16 protein-coding genes are annotated in these 16,806 nt (G+C 60.4%); 2 read left to right on the plus strand and 14 right to left on the minus strand.

Going from position 1 to position 16,806, the window contains the following annotated elements; translation table 11 throughout:
- Nucleotides 1–519: 519 nt before the first annotated feature.
- From NKH43_RS33585 to NKH43_RS33595, 3 genes are all read right to left on the minus strand, one after another.
- Nucleotides 520–840, minus strand: a complete 321-nt coding sequence (locus tag NKH43_RS33585; RefSeq protein WP_352529543.1) for a sunset domain-containing protein — start codon at nt 838–840, stop codon at nt 520–522.
- Between the two features lie 58 nt (nt 841–898).
- Complete coding sequence (locus NKH43_RS33590) at nt 899–1,126, minus strand: hypothetical protein (RefSeq protein WP_352788687.1); 228 nt, start codon at nt 1,124–1,126, stop codon at nt 899–901.
- Nucleotides 1,127–1,279: 153 nt separating this feature from the next.
- Nucleotides 1,280–1,513 (minus strand): helix-turn-helix domain-containing protein, encoded by a 234-nt coding sequence (locus tag NKH43_RS33595; RefSeq protein ID WP_023679646.1) that lies wholly within the window; start codon nt 1,511–1,513, stop codon nt 1,280–1,282.
- Between the two features lie 117 nt (nt 1,514–1,630).
- On the opposite strand from NKH43_RS33595, the gene NKH43_RS33600 reads away from it, so the two are divergent.
- Complete coding sequence (locus tag NKH43_RS33600; RefSeq protein WP_023722036.1) at nt 1,631–1,900, plus strand: DNA -binding domain-containing protein; 270 nt, start codon at nt 1,631–1,633, stop codon at nt 1,898–1,900.
- 95 nt (nt 1,901–1,995) lie between these two features.
- Here the strand turns inward: NKH43_RS33600 and NKH43_RS33605 are convergent, their stop codons facing one another.
- The 11 genes from NKH43_RS33605 to NKH43_RS33655 all read right to left on the minus strand — a co-directional run bounded on the left by NKH43_RS33605 (nt 1,996) and on the right by NKH43_RS33655 (nt 15,164).
- Complete coding sequence (locus NKH43_RS33605) at nt 1,996–3,903, minus strand: putative bifunctional diguanylate cyclase/phosphodiesterase (protein ID WP_352861788.1); 1,908 nt, start codon at nt 3,901–3,903, stop codon at nt 1,996–1,998.
- Nucleotides 3,904–4,205: 302 nt separating this feature from the next.
- Complete coding sequence (gene ubiM / locus NKH43_RS33610) at nt 4,206–5,387, minus strand: 5-demethoxyubiquinol-8 5-hydroxylase UbiM (RefSeq protein ID WP_352861798.1); 1,182 nt, start codon at nt 5,385–5,387, stop codon at nt 4,206–4,208.
- 423 nt (nt 5,388–5,810) lie between these two features.
- Nucleotides 5,811–5,963 (minus strand): cbb3-type cytochrome oxidase assembly protein CcoS, encoded by a 153-nt coding sequence (gene ccoS, locus NKH43_RS33615; protein ID WP_352861789.1) that lies wholly within the window; start codon nt 5,961–5,963, stop codon nt 5,811–5,813.
- The gene (locus NKH43_RS33620) at nt 5,960–8,248 is read right to left on the minus strand and encodes a cation-translocating P-type ATPase (RefSeq protein ID WP_352861790.1); all 2,289 of its coding nucleotides are present in this window, start codon (nt 8,246–8,248) and stop codon (nt 5,960–5,962) included. The genes ccoS and NKH43_RS33620 overlap by 4 nt, the downstream gene beginning before the upstream one ends.
- Complete coding sequence (locus NKH43_RS33625; RefSeq protein WP_352861792.1) at nt 8,245–8,742, minus strand: FixH family protein; 498 nt, start codon at nt 8,740–8,742, stop codon at nt 8,245–8,247. The genes NKH43_RS33620 and NKH43_RS33625 overlap by 4 nt, the downstream gene beginning before the upstream one ends.
- Entirely contained in the window at nt 8,739–10,298 is a 1,560-nt protein-coding gene (gene ccoG, locus NKH43_RS33630; protein WP_352861796.1) for a cytochrome c oxidase accessory protein CcoG, read from the minus strand. Before ccoG ends, NKH43_RS33625 begins: the two co-directional genes overlap by 4 nt.
- A gap of 132 nt (nt 10,299–10,430) precedes the next feature.
- Nucleotides 10,431–11,294, minus strand: coding sequence for a cytochrome-c oxidase, cbb3-type subunit III (ccoP, locus tag NKH43_RS33635; RefSeq protein WP_352861797.1), 864 nt, complete (start codon nt 11,292–11,294; stop codon nt 10,431–10,433).
- A 2-nt stretch (nt 11,295–11,296) separates the two neighbouring features.
- Complete coding sequence (locus tag NKH43_RS33640) at nt 11,297–11,446, minus strand: cbb3-type cytochrome c oxidase subunit 3 (protein ID WP_023679629.1); 150 nt, start codon at nt 11,444–11,446, stop codon at nt 11,297–11,299.
- A gap of 11 nt (nt 11,447–11,457) precedes the next feature.
- Nucleotides 11,458–12,189: a cytochrome-c oxidase, cbb3-type subunit II gene (ccoO, locus tag NKH43_RS33645; protein ID WP_352842617.1), complete on the minus strand. Its 732-nt coding sequence runs from the start codon at nt 12,187–12,189 to the stop codon at nt 11,458–11,460.
- On the minus strand, nt 12,180–13,811 hold the full coding sequence (ccoN, locus tag NKH43_RS33650) for a cytochrome-c oxidase, cbb3-type subunit I (RefSeq protein ID WP_352757218.1): 1,632 nt from the start codon (nt 13,809–13,811) through the stop codon (nt 12,180–12,182). Before ccoN ends, ccoO begins: the two co-directional genes overlap by 10 nt.
- 606 nt (nt 13,812–14,417) lie before the next feature.
- Complete coding sequence (locus tag NKH43_RS33655; protein WP_352757217.1) at nt 14,418–15,164, minus strand: Crp/Fnr family transcriptional regulator; 747 nt, start codon at nt 15,162–15,164, stop codon at nt 14,418–14,420.
- Nucleotides 15,165–15,318: 154 nt separating this feature from the next.
- Here NKH43_RS33655 and hemN point away from each other — a divergent pair, with 154 nt between their 5' ends.
- Nucleotides 15,319–16,668, plus strand: coding sequence for an oxygen-independent coproporphyrinogen III oxidase (gene hemN / locus NKH43_RS33660; RefSeq protein ID WP_352725290.1), 1,350 nt, complete (start codon nt 15,319–15,321; stop codon nt 16,666–16,668).
- Nucleotides 16,669–16,806: the final 138 nt, after the last annotated feature.

The following is a 16,806-nucleotide window of genomic DNA, read 5'->3' on the forward strand; positions in this document are numbered from 1 at the left end:
ACAGGCTCGGACCTTGGATCACAAACGCATTGAGGTGATATGCGAAGATAGCCTTGACGACAAAGTCCCCATGTGAGCGGGGTGGGCGGCGAGTCGCGACCGGAAAGGCCCGCCGTGGGAGGCGGACCGCATCCGAAGGACCGGAACGAAGAGGAGGACCCTGAGCGGCACGCGAGGGTTGCGGGCTGCCGCGGCGGGCCTAGAAGGGAGTGCCGCCCACCCCGCGCCACCGGGAAAGGCCAACAGACAAACCCCGCCGCCCGCAAGGGCGGCGGCCGTCTCAGCCCGAAGGGCTGCCCACGCCAAGGGGCGAAGCCGAATGGCCGAGACCGCCTGAGCTTGCCGAAGAAAAGCGGGCTCGGTTCACGAGCACCTGGTGCGCGTCGTCAGGCGCGCGGGCGCCCGCCAGGACGGCAGGCTGGACAGATTTTTCGAACGGATCGCGATAAATACTTCAAATGAATGCTGCACCGAAAACATGTGCGATGCAGCATTTTCGCAAGCATTTACCACGGACGCTCAGACCCGAGACTTCCGCCACCCAGCCTTGCGCGCGGCTTCCTCCGAACAAAACCAGCGCTCGCCTTTCAACAGGTTGATGCGCGTCTCCCAGTAATATTCCTGTCCGGGAACATGATAGATTCGCTCGCCCGTGTTGTAGCTGATATTGGCTTTGATGTTGCAGCCGACAGCGGCAGGGCCGATTTCGAAGGCAAGAAAGCCAGCCAGGATTGTTCCACCAGCAACGATCTTTGCCCACAACGGAACGTCCTTCGAACGATGGCGCTCGCCATACCTGCGACGGTTGTACCGATTGTCTTGATAGCGATGGTTGCCCACGCCCCTTCTCCCCGAAGAGAGAATGCGACGTTTGCAGCCTGGAGTCTATAAGTCTGGTCTAATTCACCGGCCCTGTTCCGAACCATTGAATGAACGGCGCATCCTTACCCGTGATATCCTTCACCGTCTTTAACAGCGCGTCATGGGTGCGTTGGAGAGCCAGGTAATGGTTGCTGCTAGGTGATAGAAGCGGCTGGACGATGCTCTTGTGCAGCCGTTCCGCCTCCGCCAGAAAGCGCTCGATTTCAGCCTGTGAAAGCTGCTTGGAAAGTTTGGTCCTAGCCATTGCGATCTCCGTTGAGGAATCGCCCCACCTAGGATTATCATCCTACATCGGCATGGCCTGGTAAAGACCACCCGCAGCGGAATGGCAGCTTGCCGAAGAAAAGCGCGCTCGGTTCACAGCACCGGCGCGAGCCGTTAGGCGCGCGGGCGCCCGTTAGGACCGCAGGCTGGACAGAATCTCGCACGGATCAGCGTCAAGCGCCGCAGTTAAGTCGAGAAACTCGATGACGTCGAGACGACGCTCTCCACCCTCGTACTTGGCCACGAAGGATTGGGGACGATCAAGCTTCTCGGCCACCTGCGCCTGAGTCAGGCCTTTGGCCTTGCGCAGGGAAACCAGCTGGGCCAGAAACCGCTGGTGGCGGGGCGATCGAAGAGACTTGGGCATGTAGGCGAACCGGTCGGGTAAAGACCGGATCAGCGACTAATCCCGGTTTCGGATTATCCCATTTTGGGATATGCTGCGGGCGCTCAACAGGCGAGGTTCGCAGGCATGAATCGATCAATGGGAACAGATGAGACTCGAAACTCAACTCTGTGCGACGAAGTCCCCTGGTCGGAGAACCTCACGAGCTACGACAGGGAGCATTTCACGATCTACCTGAGGATCCTGGATGCCTGCGCCGACAATGCCAGCGAAGAGGAGATGGCTGATCTCATTCTCGGCATCGACCCGGCCCTTGAACCGGTCCGCGCCCGCAAGGCTCTTCGCAGCCATATCGACCGGGCGAACTGGATGGTGACGACTGGCTACAAGGAACTGTTCGCCGGCTGACGCACAGCACGGATTGTCATGCTCTTCAAACAAGGAAGTTCAGATACCCGCCATTCATGAGCGCACGGCCGCGAGAGACAGCGCGGCTGGAGCGGTCACAACTGGTTCGCGTGCTGTTTGACTGCCATTTCTAGTGCTTGGCTCAGAGGCACCGCCTTCGAGAACAGGAAGCCCTGAGCGGTCCTGCAGCCAAGCTTGTGCAGGGTTTGCCGATCCGCCTCTGTTTCGACGCCCTCGGCCATGACCTCGATCCCGAGCATGTTACCGAGATCGATGACCGATTTGACAAGCAGTCGGTCCTCTCGGGATTTGGCCAAGCCGCGAATGAAGCCCTGGTCTATTTTCACCTTGCGTATCCGACTGTCCTTGAGCGATGCCAACGTGGAAAAGCCGGTGCCGAAGTCATCGAGCGCGATGGAAATGCCGGCATGTGAAAGCCGTCCGAGCTTTTCATCCACTCTGTCCGGGTCCACCGGGGATTCTTCGGTAATCTCGATCTCGAACATTGTTGCAGGCAGAGCTCTTGCCGCCAGACCATCCAGAACCATGTCGTCGATATCGCCGGCTTCCAGTTCGCGCGGTGAAACATTCATCGCCACACGGAGATCACGACAGTCAGCTTTCACCAAGCCGTCGATAAAAGCACAACAGTCGGCGAATACGGTTTGCGTCAGCAGCTGAAGCATACCGGTTTCGCGTGCAGCTGTGATGATTTCGGGTGGAGAGATGGCACCATGAGTCGGATGGGACCACCTCAGCAAGGCTTCAAAACCGACCACGGCCTCGGTGTCGAGTTTCACGATCGGCTGGAACCAAGGTTGCAAGCTTCTCGTCTTTATCGCCGAATGAAGGTCCCGTTCGACGGACTGGCGGCGTTGCAGTTCCCTGTCGAGTTCGGCATCGAACAGGCAAAATTCGTTCCTGCCACGACGCTTGGCCGTATAAAGGGCGATATCCGCCCGCAACAACATTTCGGTCAGGCCCGGGCTTTCCGCCAGATATATTCCTATTGATGCCCCGACCCGGACGGACGCGACCTCGATATAGGGGCGGGCAATTTTGGCTATGATATTGGAGGCGAGATCACTGGCAGAAAGCGAAACCCTCGTTGAGGGAAAAAACAGCACGAATTCATCGCCGCCGATACGAGCGAGCGTTGAGCCTTCCGGTGCTTCCTCCTCTATGCGGCGGGCGATCCTGACAAGCAGTTCATCACCGGTCCTGTGACCGTAGGTATCGTTGACGGATTTGAACCCGTCCAGATCAATCAGCATTGCCACGAAGGGGCTATCCGCGGTCTCGAACCGTCCGATAGCGTGTTCGAGGCCACGCCTGTTGAGAAGGGCCGTCAGGTGGTCCTGCCTGGAACTGGCCTTCATCTCCGCCGCAAGCCGCTCGGCCTCATGCCTCAGGCGGCTCGCTTCGCGGAACCGTGCTTGCCCAACAAACGAAGCTCGAACCAAGCCGCCCATGAAGAGCAGAACGGTAAAAGCCAGAATGTAGTCTTCAAAATTGCCTTTCGCCAAAAGGCAACCCACCGTGATGAGGAGCGGAGGTGTGATGAAGTTGGTCGCCGCCGCGGCATACGAACTGCCGTATGTAACCGCACCAGCTGAAATGCCCGCCAGAATGACCAGATGCAGCGGTGCTTGAGGTGTCGTGTATCCAACAGTCAGGACGGCCAGGAAGGACCAGGCAAACCCTGCCAGAAGAGCAAGGATGCCAAACCAGCGAAGCCGCGGCAAAACCCCCACGAAATTGTCATGGCGCCCTGTTTCCTTTAGCTGATAACGCGCGAGTGCAAGGCGGGCGGCATTTATCGCATTGACGACCAGGAACCAGATTGCAGCGGCAAAGCCGCTGCCAGAAAGGGCGTGCACCGCCCAAATCAGGCCTGACAGGATAGCGCTTATCGGCATCGACACGAAGAGGCCGGTCCTCAGGTCAGCAAGCTGATCCTGACGGATTTTGGCCTCCAGCGTGTCTTCATTCTTCGGGGCCATGGACGGACCGGCTTGCTCCCATCGTTGTTCGCGACGACAAGCTTACGCAAGCCCACTGAAGGACGGGTTAACTATCCAGCGGGGGTAACCAGTGCGCTCACCATGGCTCCGGGTCGCACGTCTGCTGTTAGGATTGCCGGCTGACCATCGAGATCTTGACCGTGCTATGCCTTGATCCGAACCATCCCAGGATCGGCATCGTCACCATGGAAGCAGCCTTACGAACGGCATCAAACGCGCCCGGCGAGACAAAAGGAAGCCGGGCCGAGATAGCGTTCCAGAGCGGCAGCGCTGCCTGCGATTCACCGCCTGAGCATGGCCGAAATGCCATGGCGGATAAAGGGAAGATATTGGGCAAAGCGAAGCCCCGCATGTCTTGCAAGCCGTGCCGTCGGGTGCTCGCCTGAGTAGAGAGCGACAAGTACATTCGTAGCATGATAGAGCGGTGCCGCCGACAGACGCAGCCGCCTTTCGTATCTGCCGAGCATGTCGGGATCAGCAATGTCGCGGCGCTCACGACATGCCGCCAGGATTCCATCGGCGAGTTGCTTCTGGCCGCTGAGGCCGATGTTGAAGCCATGCGCGGTCACCGGGTGCATGCCGAGGGCAGCATCGCCGATCAGTGCCGCACTCGGAGCCCAGAACTTGTGCGCCCAGGTCGTGACCAGCGGATAGGCATGGCGGGTGCTTGCCAAGGTCATCTTTCCGAGGCGTCCTCGACACCGGCTCGTCGATTCCATCAGGAACAAATCGTCGTCGAGAGCAAGCAGTCTGTCGGCCTCGTTTGAGCGCAACGTGAGAAGCAGCGACGACACGCCTTCCATGAGCGGCAACATCGCTATCGTCTGATGGTGATCGAACCATTCGACCGCGATCTGGTGATGGGCGCGCTCGTGCCTCACCCGGCAAATCAGCATGGAGTTGCCAAGCCGATTGATGTCGGCCCCAATGCCGAGCAGGTCGCGCGTCGCGGACAGACGCGAATCCGCTGCAACGAGCAGCCGAGCGGCCAATTGCCTGCCATCACAGAGCTTTATGACTGCTTCTTTGTGGCTGGTTGTTGCATTGACGACCGAGTGGCCGCACAGCAGCTGGGCATGACCCTGGAAGTGGACAATCTTGAACAGGGCGTCGCGGATCCGACAATTTGGGACCAGAATTCCGAGTGGTTCCCCAGATCCGCTGGGAGAATCGAAGCACAGGGCGAAAGGGCTCGATCCGTTGAGCACACGCGCGCCTTGAAGTGGTGATTTGTCCGAAGCGGGGATGATATCCCAGGCGCCGAGCTCGCGAAGGATTCCAACCGAAGCGTGGGTCAGCGCGATCTCGCGACCGTCGAAAGCCGGTTTCGCCAGGGTTTCGAGTGACTGCCGTTCAACCACTGCCACCTTGAGTCGGCTCTGGGCAAGCGATGCGGCGAAGGAAAGTCCGACCGGCCCGGCTCCGACGACAATGATGTCGAATCTATCGACAGAGCCGGCCATCAGCGTGCCGCCATTGCGTCGGCTATCTGCGACGAAGGGCACTGGAACGCATCGCAATCGATCCACGGTTTGCGGCTCATCTCCCCAAGCGTCTCCACGCGACCTAACCGTCCGTTAGACATCCGTTCTCCGTTCAAAAATGCTCAATGAAACCATGCCTATGAAGAGATAACCCTGATGTGGATCAACCAGGCTCGATAAACGCGGCAACGGCGGGTTCACGGTCGACTGGTCGATCGCCACACCATGGTCTGGTCAGGTCATCATGGAATGGCCGGCTTCCCGTTCGGTGCGGCCCTTTCCTGGCCGAAAGTTCGGCAACGTATTCTGGCTGATCCGTTCGCACCCGTCGCGCGCCGAAATCGGCATGACGCGAAGCAACCGCGGAAAATATTCGAGCGAGTCCTCGCAGGGCAGGCTGGGTCAACTGCGTGGCTCGTCGCGGTCGATCAGGATCCGCTCGGCGGCGCCATCGAGATCTTCATATTGGCCGCTCCTCAAGGCCCACAGGAACCCCGCCAGCCCAAGCACTCCGAGGAACAGGGCCACAGGTATGAGGTAGGCGAGCGTCGTCATGAGGATTGTGCCAGTGCGCCAATGTCCGAGCGCCTGTCATGTCGGGCATCTTGCACCGATGCATTTGACACGAAACCTTGCAGACGTAGCGCATTGCCGATGACCAGGAGGGACGAGGCGGACATCGCGACCGCCGCGATCAGTGGTGTAACGTGCCCCAGAATGGCGACCGGCACGGCGATGCCATTGTAAACGATCGCGATGGCGATGTTCTGCCGGATCAGCCGTCCGGCCTTCCGCGAAATGTCTAAAGCAAGTGGGACCGCCAGAAGACTTTTACGCAGGAACACGAAATCCGCGGCGTTGCGACCGATATCCGCCGCCGTGGCCGGAGCGATCGAAACGTGTGCGGCGCCCAATGCAGGCGTGTCGTTGAGCCCATCGCCGACCATCAGGACCTTGTGGCCGGATCTGGTCAATGCTTCGATATGTTCGACCTTCCCGGAGGGAAGCAACGCGGGAACGAAGCGCTCGACGCCCAGTGCTTCCGCGACTTCGCCGCAGGCAGCTTCTGTGTCGCCCGACAGCATCTCCACCGACACGCCGGCGCCGTTCAGTTGCTCGATGGCCGCCTTGGCATCGGCACGCAGCTCATCCTCGAAATTGAAGGTCGCGACAACGATCCCGTCTTTCGTCAGGACCGTCCCGCCATAGCCATGTTTGCCTTCGCCGCCGGTCCGGGCTTTCCACTCACCCCATCCGCGGCGACCCAGCCGCCAGGTACTGCCCTCGGCGATGGCTTCGATGCCGAAGCCCGGATGCTCGCTGACGGACGCGAGTTTCGGCTGGCCGGCAAAGGCTGCATTGCCAGCGATTGCCTTCGAAAAGGGATGGCGGGAATGCGCTGCCATCTCGGCCGCCATGGCGAGCATCGTCGGATCGATCGACGGCGCATTGATCAGCCTTGGCAGTCCGAGCGTAAGCGTGCCGGTTTTGTCGAACAATGCCGTGTCGATCCCCGCCAGGCGCTCCATGGCGGAGCCGTCCTTGACCATGACGCCGCTTTCAAACAGCCGCCGCGCAGCGACCACCTGCACGATCGGCACGGCGAGACCGAGCGCGCACGGGCATGTGATGATCAAAACGGCGATGGCGATTGTTATTGCCCGGTGCCAGTCGCCGGTCGCCGCCATCCAGCCAAGGAATGTCACGAAGGCGGTGAGATGAACAACTGGAGCATAGAGTGCTGAAACGCGATCGGCGATGCGGCGATAATGTGCGCGACCGCCCTCGGCGGCTTCCATCAGCCGAACCATTTCCGCCAGGAACGAATCCTTCGCGGCAGCTGTCGCCTCGATGGTCAGCGGGCCGGTAAGGTTGAGCACGCCGGCCTGGATCGCCTCGTTTGGCGCCACGCTTCTGGGCGTGCTCTCGCCCGAAACCAGCGAGCAGTCGACGTCCGATGTCCCACGCGTGATCTTGCCGTCGACGGGGATCCTTTCGCCGGCCGCGATCAGCAACAGCATGCCCGGTTCGATCTCGCCAACCGGCAGATAGTCGCGTGCGCCATCGTCGCGCAGCACCATGGCGCCACGCGCGGCCAGTTGTGACAGGCCTTTCACGGCCGTCCGTGCCCGTTCCCGCATCACGTGATCCAGCGTGCGGCCGATCAGCAGAAAGAACAGCAGCGACACCGACGCGTCGAAATAGGCGTGGTCGCCATGGGTGATCGTCTCATAGAGGCTCATCGCATAGGCCAGCGACACGCCGACCGCGATCGGCACGTCCATGTTCATGCGGCCGTGACGCAAGGCATTCCAGGCCGACTTGAAGAAGATGCCGCCGGCGAAGGCGAGTGCGGGGATGGCAATCAAGGCCGAGACCCAATGGAACAGGTCGCGGGTCGCGCCTTGCGCGCCGGACCAGACGGAGACTGATAGCAGCATGATGTTGCCCGCCGCAAAGCCGGCGACCGCGACGGCGCGGATCAGTTCCGAGAGCATCTTGTCCTTCCCGTCAGCCTCGGGATCGAACAGGTGCGCGCCATAGCCCAGCCGTCCAAGTGTGGCGACGAATGGCGGAACCTCCTCGCCGCGCCACCGGACCGAAACACGTTTCGTCGAAAGATTGACACGAGCGCCTTCGACGCGATCCAGCTTGCCGATCGCCGTCTCGATCGTCTGGATGCAGGCGGCACAATGCACAGCCCGCACCGAGAGGTCGGTCTGGCGAAGATTTTCGCCAATCGAGCGGCTCGCCAGTCTGATTTCCTCGCCAGAAGGCAGGACCAGTGTGACCTTTTCCAGGTCCAATGCCATTTCGGCGCCTGGCGCGCAGCAGCTCATTGCAGCGCCCCGTGGGAAATCCTGATCCGGCGAACGTCGCGATAGGGTTCCGCAAGGCTCGCATCGGCGTCGATTTCGACGATCCAGACGCCATCCTTGGGCATGTGGTGCGCGGCGAATTTTTGGCCGGAGGCAGCGGCAAGAGTGACGGATTTGTCCTCGGCCTCGTAGGCGGGATGACGAAACAGCACCTTGACGCCATGCAAGGCAACCGGCTTGCCGCCAGCATCGGTGAGGCTGTAGCGGACCTCACCGCCTGCGATGGTCAGTTTGCCAGTCCAGCCGAGGGCTGCCTGAGCTCGCCCTTGCTCGGCCTTTTTGTTGAATTGCTGGCTCGCCACATAGGTGTTTTCGACGACAAGGCCGGTCCAGCTCGTGTTGGCGAGCGTCGCCATCGTCAGATTGACCGCTATGACCACGCCGAAGAAGCCAAGGATGGTGAACAGCATATGCCTGCCGGTGAATTCGCGGGATTGTCGCGAGGTGTCGCTCATCTGGCGCTCTCCGGTGCGTTGAAAGTGGCCGTGTATTCGTCCGAGTCGAACGTTGCCTTGTTTTCGACCCGGAACTTGAAGCTTTGCGCTGCACCCCGAACCTGATCTGCCGGCTGACGCACGAAAACCTTGAGCATCTTCAGCCGGTCGGGTTCGACCGGGATGGCGAAGGAGCGATCCGCCGGCAGGTCGATGCCGACAACGCTCATTTCGGCTCCATGCAGGCCCTGCAGCGTGACAATGATCGTTCTTGGTTCGGGGATCATGTTGAGCAGCTTGACGATGTAGCCGTTGCGGATCGAACCGTCGGACAGCGTCACGAACTGCGGGTTGCGATCGTGCAGGACATTCAATCCGAGCCGTTCGCGAGTCAGCAGCGAATAGAGCAGCGCGAGACCGACCGCCGACCAGGCGCCCATGTAGATGAAGGTGCGCGGTCGAAAGATCTTGCGGATATGGAAACGGGCCACCTTGTCGGAGAACAGGCCGTCAGCGCTCCTGACCAGTGACGGGTTGACTGAACCGGAGCCGCCCGGGGTCGCCAGCATCATGTTGGCGTTGTAGTCGGCCAGCGTCGCATAGGAAATCAGTTCGCGCTCCCTGCCGAGCTTGTCCATGATACCGTCACAGGTATCGATGCAGAGCGCGCAGGTGATGCATTCAAGCTGCTGGCCATCACGAATGTCGATCCCCATCGGGCACACCGCGACACAGGCATTGCAGTCGACGCAGTCGCCGACGGGCTGCCCGGCGGCAAGGACCCTCTTGGTGTGACGCGTGCGCGGTTCGCCGCGCCAGTCATTGTACGTGACGGTGAGCGAACTTTCGTCGAGCATGGCCGCCTGGATGCGCGGCCATGGGCACATATAGGTGCAGACCTGCTCGCGCATCAGCCCGCCGAACGTATAGGTCGTCGCTGTGAGCACAGCGACGGTGATGTAGGCGACAGGCGCTGCCGTGCCGGTGAAGAGTTCGACCAGCAAGATCGGCGCATCGGCGAAATAGAAGATCCAGGCGCCGCCGCTCGCCGCGCCTATGATCAGCCAAATGGCGTGTTTCGATATTCGCAGCACGAGTTTGCGCGCAGTCCAGGGCCCGGCATCGAGCTTCATGCGCGCGTTGCGGTCGCCCTCGATGGCTCGCTCGATGACCAGAAACAGATCGACCCACACGGTCTGCGGGCACGTATAGCCGCACCAGGCCCGGCCGACGGTGGATGTGATCAGGAAAAGACCGATACCGGCCATGACCAGCAGGCCGGCGACGTAGTAGAATTCCTGCGGCCATATCTCGATGAAGAAGAAATAGAAGCGGCGGTTGGCAAGATCGACCAGCACGGCCTGGTCAGGGGCAAATGGCCCGCGATCCCACCGCAGCCAGGGCGTCAGGTAGTAGATCCCCAGCGTGATTGCCATCACCGACCACTTTAAGCGGCGGAAACTGCCAGAGGCCCGGTTCGGGAAGATCTTCTTGCGTGCGGCATAGAGCGGCTGACGGGTCTTGGCGGAGTTGACCGCATCGGCTTCGAGCCGTTCTATTTGCGTGTTATCGAGCACGAGAAGCTCCAGTCACCAGCGACGATTTCGCCGGAAGCCCGACCCATCGGTTTCTGGATGATGCCGAGGCCCGGCTCGCGCCGGGCCTCGTCGCTTGGCGGTTGGGGGGAGGACGAGAATAGGCTTGCGTTCCTATTCTCCGCCGCCAAGCGAATGGACATAGACCGCGAGTTCCTTGACCTTGATCTCGCCGAGACGCCCGATCCAGGCCGGCATGACGCCATGCCTCGGGGCGCGGACCTGCGCGGCGATGGCTGTTTCGCCAGACCCGTAAAGCCAGATCGCGTCGGTCAGGTCGGGTGCGCCGAGCTCCCTGTTGCCCTTTGCATTCTCACCATGACAGGCCGCACAATTCTCGGCGAAAACATTGGCGCCGAGTTCGATCAGGCTTGTGTCCTGAACAGGATCGGAGAGGCTTGCGACATAGGCGCCGACCTGCTTGATCTGATCCGTCGTGATGATGTCGCCAAAAGCAGGCATTTCCGACAGGCCCGTATCCGGGTCTGATGCGAAGCGGATGCCGTGCGCAATCGTTTGCTGGATCTGTTCGGCGTTGCCACCCCACAGCCAATCGTCGTCGTTTAGGTTGGGAAAACCCTTGGACCCTTGAGCGCCCGAGCCATGGCACTGCACGCAATTGACCTTGAACGCGGCGCCACCTGCGGCGACGGCGAATTCGCGTAGCCTATCGTCGGCAGTAATCTCGGAGACGGTCTTCGCCTGAATGGCAGCGACATATTTGCCCTTGACCACTTCGGCCGCCGCCAGTTCATTCTCGACGTCTTTGCGGCTCGAATACCCCAGCACACCCCTGGTCGCGGAAGTCAGCATCGGCCATGCCGGATAGACGACGGTGTAGCCGATCGCCCAGGCAATGGTGATGTAGAAGGTGATGACCCACCAGCGCGGAAGCGGGTTGTTGAGTTCCTTGATGCCGTCCCACTCATGGCCGGTCGTCGAGATGCCCGAAACCTCGTCGATATGCTCGCTGCCCATGATCAGTCGTCCTTGAGAGGAATGTGAGCGGCTCTCTCGGCTTGCCTGCGGCTGCCGGGACGAAGTGCAAATGCAACGCATCCGAGGAAGAAAAGCGCCATGGCAAGCAGGCCCCAGCTGTCGGCAAACTCCCGCATGAAATTGTAGGTCATCGCCATTCTCCTCAGCGGTAACCGGCGGCTTCGTCATAGGTCCTGAAATCGACCAGCGTGCCGAGCATCTGGAGATAGGCGACCAGCGCATCCATTTCGGTGACCTGCTGCGGATCGCCGTCGAAGTCCCCAACCTTGGCTTTCGGATAGCGTCTCTCCAGGCCCGATGTGTCGGCATTCGCATCGGCCTGCGCCATGAGATCGGCATTGGCATGAGCGATCATGTCGTCTGAATAGGGCACACCGACACGGCTGTTGGCGATCAGATGCGTCGAGAAATCCTTCACCTCGATCGGCGTGTCTTTCAGGAACGCATAGCTCGGCATGATTGATTCAGGCACCACCGAACGAGGATCCGTAAGGTGCTCGACATGCCATTGATTGGAATAGCGGTCGCCAACCCTGGCGAGGTCCGGTCCGGTGCGCTTCGATCCCCATTGGAAAGGATGATCGTACATCGACTCGGCCGCCAGACTGTAGTGACCATAGCGCTCGACCTCGTCGCGGAACGGTCTGATCATCTGGCTATGGCAGAGATAGCATCCCTCTCGCACATAGATGTTGCGCCCGACGAGCTCGAGCGGCGAATAGGGCCGCATGCCTTCCACCTTCTCGATGGTGTTGTCGAGATAGAAGAGCGGCGCGATCTCGACGATACCGCCGATTGTTACGACCAGCAGGGACCCGAGGAGAAGAAGTGTGGCGTTCTTCTCGATGACCGCGTGTCTGTCCATCAAGCCCATTTTCTGGCTCCTGATCGCACAGGCTGGAGGGCGGGGATGGAGCGCGGCATCGGATCCTCCTCGCGCTGGTAGCCGAGGATGGTCATGGCGATGTTCCAGGCCATGATGAGGGCGCCCGACAGATACATCGCGCCGCCGATGGCACGCATGATGTAGTAGGGATGCATGGCGGCGACGGTTTCGGCGAAGGAGTAGACCAGGAAGCCCTGCTCGTTGTATTCGCGCCACATCAGGCCCTGCATGACGCCGGAGACCCACATCACCGCGGCGTAAACGACGATCCCAAGCGTCGCCAGCCAGAAGTGCCAGTTGACGAGCCGCAGCGAATAAAGCCGGTCGCGGTTCCATAACTTCGGGACCATGAAATAAATCGCGCCGAACGAGATCATGCCAACCCATCCGAGCGCGCCCGAATGGACGTGACCGATGGTCCAGTCGGTGTAGTGCGAGAGCGAGTTGACGGCCTTGATTGACATCATCGGGCCTTCGAAAGTCGACATTCCGTAGAAGGCGATGGCCATGACCATCATACGGATGATCGGGTCGGTGCGCAGCTTGTCCCAGGCGCCCGAGAGCGTCATCACGCCGTTTATCATGCCGCCCCATGACGGCATCCACAGCATGATCGAGAACACCATGCCGAGCGTCTGGGCCCAGTCCGGCAGGGCGGTGTAGTGGAGGTGGTGCGGACCGGCCCAGATGTAGAGAAAGATCAAAGCCCAGAAGTGGATGATCGACAGCCGGTAGGAATAGACCGGTCGGTTGGCCTGCTTGGGCACGAAATAATACATCATCCCGAGGAAGCCGGCGGTGAGGAAGAAGCCGACGGCATTGTGGCCGTACCACCATTGCGTCAGGGCGTCCTGTACGCCGGAGAAGGCTGAATAGCTCTTGGAGCCCAGGAAGGAGACCGGCATCGACAGGTTGTTGATCACATGCAGCATCGCAATGGTCACGATGAAGGCAAGGTAGAACCAGTTGGCGACATAGATGTGCGGTTCCTTGCGCTTTAGAATCGTGCCGAGGAACAGGATGAGATAGGCGACCCAGACAATGGTCAGCCACAGGTCCACATACCATTCGGGCTCGGCGTATTCGCGGCTCTCGGTGATACCGAGCAGGTAGCCGGTTGCCGCCATGACGATGAACAACTGATAGCCCCAGAACACGAACCAGGCGAGATCGCCGCCGAACAGACGCGCGCGGCAGGTGCGCTGCACCACATAGAGAGACGTGCAGATCAGCGCGTTGCCGCCGAAAGCAAACACAACACCGGATGTGTGCAGCGGCCGCAGTCGGCCGAAATTGAACCAGGGCTGGATGTTGAGATCCGGGTAGGCGAGCTGCAGGGCGATGACCACGCCGACCAGCATGCCGACGACGCCCCAGAATACGGTGGCGATGGCGCCGTAGCGGATCGGCCCATCCATGTAAGCGGCGGGGTCGATCGGAACTGCCGGCTTGAACTCCGTGTTGCGCAATAGAATCGCAGTGAAGCCAGCCACGGCGAAGAACAAAACCCACATATGCCGCCGAAAAGGTTCATCTACGCCGAAGCCGGCAGCCACCAGTGCCGCAAACGCAAACAGGCTTAGAAGGACGATCTCTGTGCCGAATTTCATCGCAAGCCCCGATTTCCAATTCCGGCGGGCGCCAAACCGCAGTGCCTTATTGCGCAGCCGTGGCCTGCTCGCCCTGATCCATGTCAGAGCCGCACGATTTTGCTTCGAGCAGCATCGAGTTCGGTGCGATCAGACTGCGGCGATCGAATGTGGAAGCGCAGCATCGGCCGCCACGCTTATGGACAGGCCCGGCGTCCCCGGTCGGGTCGGGTATGGAGGCGATCGCGGGCGTGTGGGGAAGCGCGCCTTCTGTGACGCTGGAAAGTAGGCCGATGCCTTGCCGAACGTCGATCGTTTCAATGCCTTGGGACAGCCAGCGCCAGCGTTACGCTGCCTTCGTGACATTCATGGTTCGGGGAGACGGCGATTTTCCCCTGCGTATGAGGCGTATTGACTTCGGCCGAGTGCGATCCTGCCTGGAACAGCCGGTTGCACGTCGAGCACGTCGAGGATGGATGCTTCTCCGACGAGTTGGCCGAAACGCACCTGGCTCATGCGATCGGATGGAGAGCGGGCTGTCGCTATGCGACTTCTTCTAACGCCCAACGCGAGCATGCCCTGCCCCGAACGAAGTAAGTGACGTAGGCCATGCAGCTTCGGTGTCATTCAAACGGCGGTTGCGCCTCGGCCGCCGCAGCGCCGTTCCAGCCGGCTCATGCTGTCCACGGTGATACGGCGGTTGTTCTCGATCCGAATCACGCCGTCCATTCTCAGGCTGGTCAGCTGACGGCTCACGGTCTCGTTTGTAATTCCAAGGAAATCAGAGATGTCGGCACGCGTCATCGGCAGCTCGAAGCACGCCGACCTGGCCGCCGGGTCAACACTGGAACCGATGTTCCGGGCGATCATGAGGAGAAAGCTCGCCACCTTCTCCGGTGCGGTCTTGCGCCCCAGAGTCACCATCCATTCGCGTGCCTCGTCGAGTTCGTTCAGCGCCTGCTTGAACAGGCGATGCACAAATTCCGGTGATTCCTTCATCAACCGTTCGATGGCCGCTCTCGGAAACGAGCATAGCGAGACAGCTGTTGCCGCTTCCGCATTGATCGCGCTTCTCATCTTGAAGGGCCGTCCCAGAAAATCCGGCGCGAACTGGAGACCGACGATCTGCTGGCGGCCGTCCGAAAGGCTCTTCGTGAGCTTCACCACGCCTGAAAGCACGTTTGAATAACAGTCGACCGCCTCGGCGTCGCCGATCAGTTCGACCCCCGGCTCGATATTGTGCCGCGACGACGTCTTGGCGAGCTGAGCCAAATGGTCTGGTTCGAGCGCACCACAGACACCGCGGTGCCGTGCCTCGCAAGACAGGCAAAGAACGGGAATGCCGGAACTGTGAATGTCCTGCCGTAATGTCATTCGATCGCTCTACCGGTCCAGTGCGGGCAGGATAGCAATCGACGGTAGAAAAATCCTTGCGGCAGTTTGTCCGTGCTGAACGTTGATCGAAATCAGGGCTTAGGCTCATCCAAGCATCCACAGTTCCGGCGACGCAAACACGGTGGACCACGACATGCGACTGGAGCTAGCTGCCAGACTTGGCGAGAACGTCCCGCGCTATACCAGTTATCCGACAGCGCCGCATTTTCATACCGGCATTGATGCTGCAATTTGTCGTGGCTGGCTGCAGGCGCTCAACGATGGCGATGAGATCTCGCTCTATCTGCACATCCCGTATTGCGACAAGCTTTGCTGGTTCTGCGCTTGCCATACCAAGCAGACACGCCACTACGAACCAGTGACCACATATCTGCGCTCACTGCATGCCGAGATCGCAACCGTCTCCAGTCTTGTCGCAGGCAAGGGCCGCGTGCGTGCCGTCCATTTCGGCGGCGGTTCGCCAACGATGCTCAAACCGGAGGATCTGGTGGCGCTGGGAACCGTCCTGCGCAACAGCTTCACCTTTCTCCCCGGTGCAATGATCAGCGTTGAGATCGAACCCAACGATATGGACGATGCCCGCCTCGATGCACTTGCCGAAATCGGCATGACAAGGGCGAGCCTCGGCGTCCAGGATTTCGACCCGAAGGTGCAGAAAGCGATCAACCGCGAGCAGAGCTTTCTGCAGACCAAGACAGTTGTTGATGGCGTTCGTTCGCGCGGCGTCGAATCCGTCAATCTCGATCTGCTCTACGGCCTGCCGCATCAGACCAGGGAGAGCGTCGCCTCCACGGTTGCACAGGCCCTGACCCTGGAACCGGATCGGATCGCGCTTTTTGGCTACGCCCATGTGCCGTGGTTCAAGAAACATCAGACGATGATCGACAAGGCCTGGTTGCCGGGTCCGGCGGAGCGGTTTGCCCAATCGCAATTGGCAGCGCGGGCGATCATGGACCAGGGATACGAAGCAATCGGGCTCGATCATTTCGCCAAGCCGGGCGATGCGCTGGCGCTTGCGGCACGCGCCGGGACTTTGCACCGGAACTTCCAAGGCTACACCGAGGACTGCTACGAGACATTGATCGGCCTCGGCCCATCGTCCATCAGCCAGTTTCGCCAGGGCTATGCACAGAATATGCCTTCGACCGCCGAGTATGGACGCATGGTTGCTGATGGCGGGCTGGCCGCTGTTCGGGGTATCGCGCTTTCCGACGACGACCGTGTTCGCGGCTGGATCATCGAGCGATTGATGTGTGACTTCGCCTTCTCGGCGATTGAGCTGGTGGAGCGCTTTGGCGAAGCCGGCCAAAGACTTCTCCTCAAGGCGAGTTCCACGGCCCTCCAAGATCCTGCGCGGTTGCTTGAACTTGATGGTGACCGCTTCGTCGTGCCTGCGGAAAGCCGGCCCTTTGTCAGGAGCATCGCGGCAAAGTTCGACAAATATTTCGAAAGTGGAACGGCCAGGCACTCAGCGGCAGTCTGAGCACCGCAGAGGAACGGTCATGGTTCTCAGTCGATCGTGAACCGATTGCGCTACATTAGTTGTGTGCGTCAAGTTCTGCAAAAATGGCGTGGCAGTAGCTGTGACGTCGGCGTGTCCGCCGCGCAGCCCCCGTGTTTA

Origin of the sequence: Mesorhizobium sp. M1163 (genome assembly GCF_040318415.1) — a bacterium.
Taxonomy (GTDB): Bacteria; Pseudomonadota; Alphaproteobacteria; order Rhizobiales; family Rhizobiaceae; genus Mesorhizobium.